Raw genomic sequence first — 11,360 nt, 5'->3', positions numbered from 1 at the left:
GCTCCCACATTAGATCGCGGTCCCCCTGTGGGAGCGGGCTTGCCCGCGAAAGCGTCAGTCAGAACGCCTCACTTCTTAACGCACTGCCCCGACCGGCTCTGGCACAGCACAAACAACCAACGGCGCAGGCGCGCGAGTTTCAGTTCCATACCAGTAGCTCCGCAGGGGTGGGGTTGTAGGCGTTGCACGGGTTGTTCAGTTGCGGGCAGTTGGAGATCAGCACGATCACGTCCATCTCGGCCCGCAGGTCGACGTACTTGCCGGGTGCTGAGATGCCGTCTTCGAAGGTCAGGCCACCGTCGGCAGTCACCGGCACGTTCATGAAGAAATTGATGTTCGGCCCGATGTCGCCTTTGCCCAGTCGCCCGTCATGGGCACAGGCCCGCAGGTAGTTGTCGCGGCAGCTGTGCATGTAGCGTTTCTCCAACGCGTAACGCACGGTGTTGCTCTCTTGCGCACAGGCACCGCCGAGGGTGTCGTGACGACCGCAGGTGTCTTCGACGATGGTCAGCATCGGCTGGCCGAGGTTGGAATAGAGCACGCTGCCGGTGCTCAGGTAGACGCTGTTTTGCCGGCGCAAGGTGCGTTGCACGTCGTAGCGTTCCTTGGGGTTTTTCAGGCTGTAGAACAAGGTGTCGACCGCTTGGTTGCCTTCCAGATCGAGGATGCGCAAGGTCTGGCCGGCTTTGACCTCCATTAGCCACGGTTCGCCGGACGGGATGGTCGCGCGGTAGACCGCCGCTTCAGGATGCTTTTCGGTGGTGGCAATGGCTAAAGACATGGCAGCGATCCTCAGGCGAACAGACGGTCGGTGTTGATGAAGCCGCGCTCGTTTTCGGCGCGCGAAGTGCGGCAATGCTCGGCGACGCTGGCGTCGGCGTTCATCCAGCTCAGCTTGAGCGGCTTGGGTGCGTATTCCGGGTTCGGGTCCATGGGATGTTGCAGGGCGGTGAGCACCACCAGGGTGTCCATCGGTGCGTAGAGTTCGATGTAGTCGCCGGCCTTGGAGTTGCCTTCGAGGAAGTGGAAGCGACCGTGCGCGTCGACGCTGACTTTGCTGAACAGATTGAGGGTCATCAGCAGGTCGGACAGGCCCAGTCCCCACTTACCCAGCTCAACTAATAAGTTGTCGGCGCCGTTGCGGTAGAAGCCGTTGCGCAGTTCCTGAAAGCGGCCCTGGCCGTATTTTTCTGCGACTTCGTCTGCGCAGAGCACACCGCCGATGCTGTCGCTCCAGCCGCAGGTGTCGGCGGTAATCGCCGCCAGCACCCGGCCCATGTCCGAGTACAGGCAATGACCGGCGGTGAGCTTGGCGGTGTGTTGGCATTTGAGGGTGTCGGGCAGGTTCAGCCGCTCGGTTTTCTCGTTGGCGTTGAGCAGGGTCAGGCTGACGTTGGCGCCGCCGCGAAGGTCGGTCAGGCGCAGCAGTTGGCCGCGCTTAAGAACGAAGGAACGGTGACCTCCACCGGGAAGCATTTCTTCGGCGAAGGGTGGGAACAGTTGAGTCGAATCAGTCATGTGGAAACTCCTCTAAGCGATGGGAATCGCGCCTGCCAGCACAGCCGGCAGGGCGTCGACGGCGGCACGGGTGGCACGGCGGTCGCTGTTCAAAGGGATGTCGTAGGTGATGCGTGCGCCAAAGGCGCCAGGTGCGTGCGGGTCGAGACGGACCTTGTCGAACACCAGCAAGCGGGTGCCGAGGCTGAAGCCTTCAGACAGATCGTGGGTGACCATGAACACCGTCAGTTGCGTCTCGCGCCACAGCTCCAGCAGCAGGCTGTGCATGTCTTTGCGAATGCCCGGGTCAAGGGCGCCGAAGGGCTCATCGAGCAGCAACACGCGGGGTTTCATGATCAGCGCCTGAGCGATGGCCAGCCGTTGCTGCATGCCACCGGACAGCTGCGCCGGGTACTTGTCCAGCGCGTGACCAAGGCCGACTTTGTGCAGCAGCACGGCGGCCTGTTCCCGCGCTTCGCGCTTGGCGCTGCCGAACAAGCGCCCAAGCAGCGGCGAGCGTGGCAGCTCAAGACCGAGGGCGACGTTGTCCAGCACCGTCAAATGCGGGAACACCGAGTAACGCTGAAACACTACGCCACGGCTGGCATCCGGTTCGCTGGCCAGCACCTTGCCGTCCAGCAGGATTTCGCCGCGACTGGCTTTTTCCTGCCCCAGCAACAACCGCAGAAAGGTCGACTTGCCGCAACCCGAAGCCCCCACCAAAGTGCAGAACTCACCCTCGTTGACACTGAGGTTGAGCCTTTCGAGCACCACCTGATCGGCGTATTGCTGCCAGACATTGTTCACGGTGATGAAGCTCATGCGCGCGCCCCCTCATACCAGGGGAACGCCCGTTGGGTCAGACGTTTGAGCCCCCAGTCCATCAGCCAGGCGAGGAGGGTGATCCACACCACGTACGGCAGAATTACGTCCATCGCCAGGTAGCGACGCACCAGGAAGATCCGATAGCCCAAACCGTCGGTGGAAGCGATGGCTTCGGCGGCAATCAAAAACAACCATGCCGAACCGAGCATCAACCGCAGGGATATCAGCAGCCGTGGCAGCAGTTGCGGCAGGACTACCCGCAGAATCACCGTCCAGGTCGAGGCACCGAGGGTCTGGGCCTTGATCAGCAGCTCGACCGGAATTTCCCGGGCGCGCTGTTCCAGATCACGGGCCAGGCAGGGGGTGATGCCGATCACGATCAGCATCACTTTCGATAGCTCGCCGAGACCAAAAACGATGAACAGAATTGGCAGGATCGCCAGCGGCGGCACCATAGACAGTACCGTCAGCAAGGGTGACAACGGCGCGCCGAACAACGGCAGCGTCCCGGCGGCGATGCCCAGACAGAGCCCGGCCAGGGCGCTGATGCCCAGGCCGATAGCCAGCCGCTGGAGACTGGCGCCCGTGTCCTGCCACAGCAAGTATTCGCCGCTGCGCAGGTCGGCGGTGAAGGCCAGGCGTTTCACCGCGTCAGTCATTTGCACGGCACTGGGCAGCAGCTTGTCGTTGGGGTTGTCCGTCAGCCGCTCGGCCGAGCCCATGAAATAGGCGAACAGCACCAGGGCGAACGGCAGGATCACCAACAACAGGCGGCTCGGGCGATCCGGGTGGCGATTGATCAGGCGCATGGCCGTGTCCTCCGGTTACCTACAACGTGGCTCACAGCTTGGCGTCGGCGGCCAGCTGCACATAGCTCGGGTCGAAATGCAGCTTGAGGTTGGCCTTGTCGCCACTGGTCACGCCATTGGCAAAGGACATGCCGACAGCGCTGGTGTCCTTGGCGCCTTCACCGAGAAGCCCGTGCTGGAAGGAGAACTCGGCGACCTTGCGCATGGTGTTCGGCAGTTGCGCGCTGGTCGCGAAATCGAGTGCTTCTTTAGGCGTGGAAAACAACTTGGTGGTGTCCAGTTGCGACTGGAAGCCCGGCAGGTCGGTACCCGACGCTTTGGCCATGTGTTGCAGCGCTGCGGTGCTGGCAGCGGATTTGGCATTCATCAGGCCAACCACTTCAAACCAGGCGCCGGTCAGTGCCTTGCCCAGTGCCGGGTTGTCCTTCAGGGTCTGGGTGTTGACGACCATCATGTCCATGATTTCGCCGGGAACCTTGCTCGAGTCGAACACCTGGGTAACGCCAGGCTTGGCTTTGATGTCCGACAGCATTGGGTTCCAGGTGGTGACGGCGTGTACTTGATCGGTGTTGAAGGCGGCAGAGATGTCGGCGTCGGAGGTGTTGACCACTTTCAGGTCTTTCTCGGTGAGATCGACCGAGTCCAGCGCACGCGCCAACAGGTAGTGGGAGACCGACAATTCGACCAGATTGACGTTCATGCCTTTAAGGTCGCTGACAGTCTTGCCTTCACCTTTGAGTACGATGCCGTCGTTGCCATTGGAGAAGTCACTGACGATCAGCGCGGTACTTTCGACGCCGCCGGCAGCCGGGATGGTCAGCGCGTCCATGTTGGTCATGGTGCAACCGTCGAACTGGCCGGCGGTGTACTGGTTGATCGATTCGACATAGTCATTGAGCTGCACCACATCGATTTTGATGCCGTACTTTTTCGCCCACTTGTCGACGATGCCTTGGGTGCCTGCGTATTCCCAAGGCATCCAACCGGCGTAGATAGTCCAGCAGACGCTGAAGTGGTCTTTCTGTGCAGCCTGGGACGAGAAGCTCACAAGGGCCGCGAAAGCGGCGGCGAGCAGGGCAGGTAAACGAAGCTGGGACATAGATGGTTCTCCAGTTGATCAAGGGCGGACAGGAGCACGCGGCACCGCGAACGGTGTCTTGTCTCCCGGGCTTTTATCCCGCCGTGTAACCTCAACTGGAGGTCGCTGACTCTCGGACCAGCCACTCGCCTAAGCGAGCCGGAACCCTAGTCAGCCATTGCAAATTGTGGTGCCGCGAACCTGTGATGACTCCTGCACGCTTTTGACTAAGCGAGAGGCGTGCCAAGTGTCGCCAAGTACTGATCTAGAGGGTTTGGTGCACATGCAGAGGGGGAGGGGCGAGGATGATCATGCGTTGTTGTGGTGCTCGTCGCACTGGGATGGGGCGATCATGGCTTTGCGCTAGTTGTATAAAAGTGTTTCAGAAACGCACCAGATTCCGATTTTGTTGTCAGATGTTTCGACAGCCAGCTAATTGTTGACTGTCGCCGACCAGCGTCGCTGGTGTGTGCTCTTTCGCGGTCCAGGAGGCCGCCATGTATCGACGACTTCTTCTGATTGCTTTATTGGGTTTGTCTATTTCTGCGTGCGTACCCTATTACGAGGATGGAGGATCGAGCTACTACCGTTCCGAGGTCTATACCCAGCCGGCTCCAGCTTATTACTACGGAGGCGGGACTTACTATCGTGACCGGGACCGTTACTACTCACCGTCGCCGCGGTATTACCAGTCAGCTCCACGGTATTACCAACCGGCGCCACGGTATTACCAATCGGCTCCGCGCTCAGACTACCGGTCTTATTCGAACCGAGGTTGGGATTCCCATGATCGTCATGGAGACAATCGCCAAGGGGACAATCGTCAAGGGGACAATCGTCAGGGATTCATCCGTCAGGAAGACAACCGCCATGGCGATGATCACCGTCGGGATGAACACCGCAATGTACGCGAAGATCACAGAGACAATAGTCCAGACCGCGACTGGCACCGTTAAGCACTACCGTTATCGAGCGGCGCATCAAGCGCCGCTTTTTTTGCCTGGGATTTCAGTAGTTGGACAAATCCGCCAGCGGATGCCGACCTTCCCATACCTTGTGGAAATGCGCCTCGACCACCGCTTCCGGGATCGCATTGATATCGGGCCAGTGCCAATGGGGCTTCTGATCCTTGTCGATCAGCCGTGCGCGTACCCCTTCGCTGAACTCTGGATGACGACAGCAGTTCAGGCTCATGGTGTATTCCATCTGGAATACCTGTGCCAGCGACAAATGGCGGGCGCGGATAATCTGCTCCCAAACCAGATGCGCGGTCAGCGGGCAGCCCTCGCTCAGGGTTCTTGCGGCACGGCTGAGCAGAACATCGTTGTGATCGCGAAGGTGGTTGATGGCGCGCCAGGCGCAGCGCACATCACTCACATCCAGCAATTCGTCGATCTGCTCGCGTCGCGGTAGCCACTGGGCGGGCGGTAATTGCCCGATGGCCTCCTGCTGCAAGGCCTTGAGCAGACTGTTGAGCTGCATGGGTGTCTGCTCTTGCCAATTCAGTTGCAGCAGGCCTTCGATCAGTTCTTCTTGCTGTTCATCCAGCAGAAAGCGGTCGGCCAGGTCCAGATCGATCGCATCGCGACCATTCATATGGGCGCCGGTCAAACCGAGGAACAACCCGAGCTTGCCCGGCAGGCGCGCGAGAAACCAACTGGCGCCGACATCCGGATATAAGCCAATGCTGATTTCCGGCATGGCCAAACGACTGCTCGGCGTCACGATGCGGATACTGGCACCCTGCAACAGCCCCAGGCCGCCTCCGAGCACATAGCCATGGCCCCAGCAGATCAGTGGTTTCGGGTAGGTGTGCAGGCTGTAGTCGAGGCGGTATTCCGCCGCGAAGAAGTGTCCGGCCAGAGGGGGGACTTCGCCTGGATGTGCGCGACACGCTTCAACCAGACTGCGCACCTCACCGCCGGCGCAAAATGCTTTGGCGCCGTTGCCGCGCAACAGCACGCAAACGATCTGCGGGTCTTTGGCCCAGGCGTCCAGGCGTTCGCTCAAGATGTGGATCATTGGCAGGGAAAGGGCGTTCAGGGACTTTTCGGCATCCAGGCTGGCGATGCCGATACGTGCGCCGTCGGTGCCGGTCAGTTCTTCGAAGTGCAGATTCATCGTGACCTCGATTGAGAAATTGAGCATTCAGTATGATCGCTATACGGGAAAGTGCCGGTTCTGCGCCAGATCAATTGACAAGCGTGACGGGCTTTCTTAGGGTGCGCCCATTGTTTTTCTGGACCAGGCGATGACTTCTGACGACCGTATCAAACTCGAACCGAGCTGGAAGGAGGCACTGCGTGCTGAGTTCGACCAGCCGTACATGGCAGAGTTGCGCGAATTCCTGCGTCAGGAATACGCCGCGGGCAAGGAAATCTACCCGCCAGGCCCGATGATTTTCAACGCCCTTAATCTGACCCCGCTGGACAAGGTCAAAGTGGTAATCCTCGGTCAGGACCCCTATCACGGCCCGGGCCAGGCCCATGGTTTGTGCTTCTCGGTGCAGCCGGGCGTGCCAGCGCCGCCGTCGCTGGTGAACATCTATAAAGAGCTCAAGCGCGATCTGAACATCGACATCCCTGCTCACGGTTGCCTGCAAAGCTGGGCCGAGCAAGGTGTGCTGATGCTCAACACCACCATGACCGTCGAGCGCGCCAACGCCAATGCGCATGCGGGCAAGGGCTGGCAGTTTTTTACTGATCGGGTTATCGAGATTGTCAGTGAGCACCAGCCGCATCTGGTCTTCCTGCTGTGGGGCGCCCATGCCCAGGGCAAGCAGAAACTGATCGACGCGACCAAGCACCTGGTCCTGACCTCGGTGCATCCATCGCCGCTGTCCGCTTATCGCGGGTTCCTCGGTTGCGGGCACTTCAGCCGGGCCAACAAGTTTCTTGAACAGAATGGCGAGACGCCGATCGAGTGGCGATTGCCGCCGGTCGAGTGACAATGATCGTTCCCACGCTCCGCGTGGGAATGCCTCAATGGACGCTCTGCGTCCGCTCTTGAATGTGACGCGGAGCGTCACGGGCTGCATTCCCACGCAGAGCGTGGGAACGATCAAACGATCAATTCAGATCTTCTCTGGTTGCTTATCCCAATACCGGAACAACGGCTCCGCCAGAAACAGCACAAACAGCAACCGCATCACCTGCATCGCGGTCACCAGTGGCACCGACAGCTGCAGGGTTTCGGCCGTCAGGCTCATTTCGGCAATGCCGCCGGGCATCATGCCCAGCGTCAGTGAGCGCAGGTCCAGTTGAGTCAGGGCGCTCAGGCCTAGAGCCGCCAGGGTGGCGATCAACATGGTTAATGCCGTGCCGATCAAGGTCCGGCCCATGAACGACGGTGCCCGGCGGAAGAATTGCCGATTGAAGTGACAGCCCAAGCCGCTGCCGATCAACCACTGGCCGATCTGACTGCCGCCCTTGGGCAGGCCGATGTGCAGATCCCAAGTGATACTCACCGCCGCACTCACCAGCAACGGCCCGAACAACCAAGGGTTAGGTTGACGCAAACGCTGCCAGAGCCAGGCGAGCAGGGCGCCCGCCGGGAACAGCACCGCCAGCCAGCGCCAATCGACTGCCGTCGGATGAAGCACCGGAGCGCCTTCTCCCAACAAATACTTGAACGCCGCCGGTACACACAGCACCACCACCAGCACCCGCAAACTCTGTCCGGCCGCGACCCGACTGAGCACCGCGCCATTGCGCGCGCCGAGGTTGACCATCTCGCCGGAACCACCGGGCATGCTGGAGAAAAACGCAGTGGCGCGATCTTCGCCGGTACGCCGCAGCAACCAGACCCCGACCACGCTGGACAGGCTGGTGATCAAGGCACCGAAGAAGATCAGACCGAAGTGGCTCATGACTTGCTCAATCACCACCGGGGTGAAGTGCAGGCCGATACCGATGCCGACGACCCACTGGCCACATTTGCGCCCGCCAGGGATTTCCGCCAATTGCCAGGGTGTCAGGCAGCGCACCAGGATGATCGCCAGCAACGAGCCGACCATCCATGGCAGCGGCCAGCCGATCTGGCTGGCGAGGTAACCGCCCAGCAGACCGACCAGCGGTGTTCCCCACCAGTTTTTGAAGGTGGCCTCAGACATCGGCCAGGGCACGACGCTGCACGGAACGTTTGCGCCAGATCCGCAGGATTGGCATCAACAGCATGATTGCGGTCAGCACCCAGACGCCGAAGGTGATCGGGCTGGACCAGAGAATTTCCAGCGCACCGTTGGAAATCGACAGTGCCCGACGCAGGTTCTGTTCCATCAGACCGCCGAGGATAAATCCCAGCAGTACCGGCGACAGCGGGAAGTCGAGCTTGCGCAGGATGTAGCCGAAGATGCCGATGCCGATCATCAGGAACAGATCGAAGGTGGTGGCATGCACGGCGTAGACGCCGATCCCTGTGATGATGGCGATCACCGGCACCAGTGCCCAGTTCGGCACGGCGAGGATGCGGGTAAAGATGCGGATCATCGGGATGTTGAGGATCACCAGCATGACGTTGGCGACGAACAACGAAGCGATCAGGCCCCAGACGATGTCCGGTTGCTGCTGGAACAGCAGTGGGCCTGGGGTGATGTTGTACAGCGACAGTGCACCGATCATCACGGCCGTGGTGCCCGAACCCGGTACACCGAGGGTCAGCATGGGCACCAGTGCGCCGCAGGCAGCGCCGCCGATGGCGGTTTCAGGCGCGGCGAGGCCACGTTTGTCGCCCTGGCCGAACTTACCGCTGGCACCGGCGATACGTTTCTCGGTCATGTAGGCCACGGCACTGGCCAGGGTCGCACCGGCACCTGGCAACACGCCCATGACGAAGCCGAGCAGGCCGCAACGGATGTTCACGGTGAACACCGACGCCGCTTCCTTGAAGTTGAACATCATTCGCCCGGTGGCTTTCACCGCTTCCTGGCCGCGATGGGTTTTTTCCAGCAGCAGAAGGATTTCGCTGATGGAGAACAGACCCAGCACCAGCACCACGAATTGAATACCGTCAGTGAGGTGGATGTTGTCACCGGTGAAACGGTACACACCGCTGTTGGCATCGATCCCGACACTCGACAGAAACAAACCGATCAGCGCCGCGATAAAGGTCTTCAGCGGTCGATCACCGGCCATGCCGCCGAGGCAGACAATGGCAAAGACCATCAGCACGAAGTATTCCGCCGGGCCGAAGGCGATCGCCCATTTCGCCAGTAGCGGCGCGAACAACACCATGCCGCAGGTGGCGATAAAGGCGCCGATGAACGAGCTCCACGCCGACAACGACAGTGCAACGCCGGCAAGACCCTGGCGAGCCATTGGGTAACCGTCCAGCGTGGTCATCACGGTGGAGGCTTCGCCCGGGATGTTCAGCAGGATCGAGCTGATGCGGCCGCCGTACTCACAACCCAGATAAACCGCCGCCAACAGGATCAACGCCGATTCCGGTGGCAGGCCAAGGGCGAAGGCAATCGGGATCAACAGCGCCACACCGTTGATCGGGCCCAGACCCGGCAGCAGACCGACCACGGTACCGATCAAGGTGCCGCACAGGGCGGTCACCAGGTTGTACGGTGTCAGCGCAACGCCGAAGCCCTGGCCGAGATAATTCAGGGTATCCATATCAATTCTCCAGAACGTCGAGCAGGCCCATAGGCAGTGGCACGTCCATCACCCGATCAAACAGCAGGTACAGACCGATGCTCATCAGGCTGATGATCACCACGCTGGGCAACCAGCGACCACCGTACAGACGCGCCATCGGAATGCCGATCAGGATGCTGGAAACAATGAACCCAAGTGGTTCGAAGGTCCCGGCGAACACCAGCAACAGCACCACGCAGATGCCGATCTTGATCAGTGTTTCACGGTCCAGTTGCGGGTCGTCTTCGCTGTGCACAATGGCTGCCGGGCGAAAGATCATATACAGCAGACCCAGCCCCATCAGGCCGAGCATCAGCAGGGGAAAGGCCCGAGGCCCGACCGGTTCGTAGGAAAATGCGGCCTGATACGGCCATGCCATCAGTGCCAGGCCAATGCAGACCAGTAGCAGCGCTGAAGCGAAAATGCGTTGTAAGAGCATGGGAAACTCCTGGGGCACGCCCCTGATGCGCAGGGGCGCAACCGCTAGACAGAGGCGATCACTGGATCAAACCGAACTCTTTGGCCAGCACCTTGTAGTCGGCAACCTGCTTCTTCACGTAGGTGTCCAGCTCCGGCCCGGTCATGGCGAACGGGAACAGTTCACGCTGATCGCGCAGCTTGGCGAAGTCTTCCGAGGCCAGCAGTTTGTCGAAGGCGGCTTTCCACCAGGCGTAATCTTCGTCGCTGACTTTTGGCCCGAGGTAGAAACCACGTACCACCGGCCAGACAATGTCATAGCCCTGTTCCTTGGCTGTCGGGATGTCTTTCATTTCGGGCTCGTCCAGACGCTTGTCGGAGAACACCGCGAGCAGGCGCATGTCACCGCTCTGGATGTGCGGCATGGAGTCGGAGATGTCGGTGCTGCCGACCTGGATGTGGCCACCGAGCAGGGCGGTAGCGATTTCACCACCGCCTTCGAGGGCGACATAACGCAGGTCACGCGGGTTGATCCCGGCGGCCTTGGCGATCAGTGCGGTTTGCATCCAGTCCTGGCTGCCGACGGTGCCGCCGGAACCGATCACCACTTTGCTCGGATCTTTCTTCAGCGCCTGGACCAGATCGTCGAGGTTCTTGTAGGGCGAATCGCTTTTTACTGCGATGGCACCGTAGCTGGTGCCGACCGCTGCGAGCCAACGCACGGCGCTTTCATCGAAACGCCCAAACTTGCCTTGGGCCAGGTTCAGCAGCGAACCGCTGGACCAGGCGACCAGCGTGCCACCATCGGCCGGACGCTGAGCGACCACCGCGTTGTAAGCCACCGCACCGACGCCGCCGGGCATGTAGGTCACACGCATCGGTTTGGTCAGCAGTTTTTCGTTGACCAGCGCGCTTTGTGCCAGTTTGCAGGTCAGGTCGAAGCCGCCGCCCGGTGAGGCCGGGGCGATACATTCCGGGCGTTTTGGCTCGGCGAGCAATTGGCCGGCAAAGAGCATGCAGCTGGCGGCTAGAGCAACTTTACGCAGTGATAAATTCATTGTTGTCTCCACAGAAATTGTTGTTTTGTTTGTGTAG

12 protein-coding genes and 1 riboswitch are annotated in these 11,360 nt (G+C 60.5%); of the genes, 2 read left to right on the top strand and 10 right to left on the bottom strand.

Annotated elements, in window-relative coordinates:
* Positions 1-139: 139 nt before the first annotated feature.
* From ACN1C3_RS07070 to ACN1C3_RS07050, 5 genes are read right to left on the bottom strand one after another with little or no spacing between them, the layout of a single operon-like run.
* The gene (locus ACN1C3_RS07070) at positions 140-781 is read right to left on the bottom strand and encodes an urea amidolyase associated protein UAAP2 (protein ID WP_419115093.1); all 642 of its coding nucleotides are present in this window, start codon (positions 779-781) and stop codon (positions 140-142) included.
* 11 nt (positions 782-792) lie between these two features.
* On the bottom strand, positions 793-1,518 hold the full coding sequence (locus tag ACN1C3_RS07065) for an urea amidolyase associated protein UAAP1 (protein ID WP_419115092.1): 726 nt from the start codon (positions 1,516-1,518) through the stop codon (positions 793-795).
* A gap of 12 nt (positions 1,519-1,530) precedes the next feature.
* Entirely contained in the window at positions 1,531-2,319 is a 789-nt protein-coding gene (locus ACN1C3_RS07060; protein ID WP_419115091.1) for an ABC transporter ATP-binding protein, read from the bottom strand.
* Positions 2,316-3,131 (bottom strand): ABC transporter permease, encoded by an 816-nt coding sequence (locus tag ACN1C3_RS07055; RefSeq protein WP_419115090.1) that lies wholly within the window; start codon positions 3,129-3,131, stop codon positions 2,316-2,318. The genes ACN1C3_RS07060 and ACN1C3_RS07055 overlap by 4 nt, the downstream gene beginning before the upstream one ends.
* 31 nt (positions 3,132-3,162) lie before the next feature.
* On the bottom strand, positions 3,163-4,230 hold the full coding sequence (locus tag ACN1C3_RS07050) for a putative urea ABC transporter substrate-binding protein (RefSeq protein WP_419115089.1): 1,068 nt from the start codon (positions 4,228-4,230) through the stop codon (positions 3,163-3,165).
* Between the two features lie 60 nt (positions 4,231-4,290).
* A riboswitch (guanidine-I (ykkC/yxkD leader) is annotated at positions 4,291-4,391 on the bottom strand.
* 315 nt (positions 4,392-4,706) lie between these two features.
* Between ACN1C3_RS07050 and ACN1C3_RS07045 the strand changes: the two genes are divergently transcribed.
* Positions 4,707-5,165 carry a hypothetical protein gene (locus tag ACN1C3_RS07045; RefSeq protein ID WP_419115088.1) on the top strand — a complete coding sequence of 153 codons (459 nt, stop codon included), beginning with the start codon at positions 4,707-4,709 and terminating at the stop codon, positions 5,163-5,165.
* A gap of 52 nt (positions 5,166-5,217) precedes the next feature.
* Here the strand turns inward: ACN1C3_RS07045 and ACN1C3_RS07040 are convergent, their stop codons facing one another.
* A complete protein-coding gene (locus tag ACN1C3_RS07040; RefSeq protein WP_419115087.1) occupies positions 5,218-6,330 on the bottom strand; it encodes an enoyl-CoA hydratase/isomerase family protein in 1,113 nt (370 codons plus the stop codon).
* Positions 6,331-6,460: 130 nt separating this feature from the next.
* Here ACN1C3_RS07040 and ung point away from each other — a divergent pair, with 130 nt between their 5' ends.
* Positions 6,461-7,156 (top strand): uracil-DNA glycosylase, encoded by a 696-nt coding sequence (gene ung / locus ACN1C3_RS07035; RefSeq protein ID WP_419115086.1) that lies wholly within the window; start codon positions 6,461-6,463, stop codon positions 7,154-7,156.
* A 126-nt stretch (positions 7,157-7,282) separates the two neighbouring features.
* Here the strand turns inward: ung and ACN1C3_RS07030 are convergent, their stop codons facing one another.
* Genes ACN1C3_RS07030 through ACN1C3_RS07015 form a run of 4 tightly spaced genes read right to left on the bottom strand, consistent with a single transcriptional unit; the run spans position 7,283 to position 11,323 of the window.
* Complete coding sequence (locus ACN1C3_RS07030; protein WP_419115085.1) at positions 7,283-8,320, bottom strand: AbrB family transcriptional regulator; 1,038 nt, start codon at positions 8,318-8,320, stop codon at positions 7,283-7,285.
* Complete coding sequence (locus tag ACN1C3_RS07025; protein WP_419115084.1) at positions 8,313-9,827, bottom strand: tripartite tricarboxylate transporter permease; 1,515 nt, start codon at positions 9,825-9,827, stop codon at positions 8,313-8,315. The genes ACN1C3_RS07030 and ACN1C3_RS07025 overlap by 8 nt, the downstream gene beginning before the upstream one ends.
* 1 nt (position 9,828) lies before the next feature.
* The gene (locus ACN1C3_RS07020; protein WP_419115083.1) at positions 9,829-10,287 is read right to left on the bottom strand and encodes a tripartite tricarboxylate transporter TctB family protein; all 459 of its coding nucleotides are present in this window, start codon (positions 10,285-10,287) and stop codon (positions 9,829-9,831) included.
* A 58-nt stretch (positions 10,288-10,345) separates the two neighbouring features.
* Positions 10,346-11,323, bottom strand: coding sequence for a Bug family tripartite tricarboxylate transporter substrate binding protein (locus tag ACN1C3_RS07015; RefSeq protein WP_419115082.1), 978 nt, complete (start codon positions 11,321-11,323; stop codon positions 10,346-10,348).
* Positions 11,324-11,360: the final 37 nt, after the last annotated feature.

The organism is Pseudomonas sp. H11T01, assembly GCF_048515765.1.
Lineage (GTDB): Bacteria > Pseudomonadota > Gammaproteobacteria > Pseudomonadales > Pseudomonadaceae > Aquipseudomonas.
This window is presented reverse-complemented; position numbering and strand designations above follow the sequence as displayed.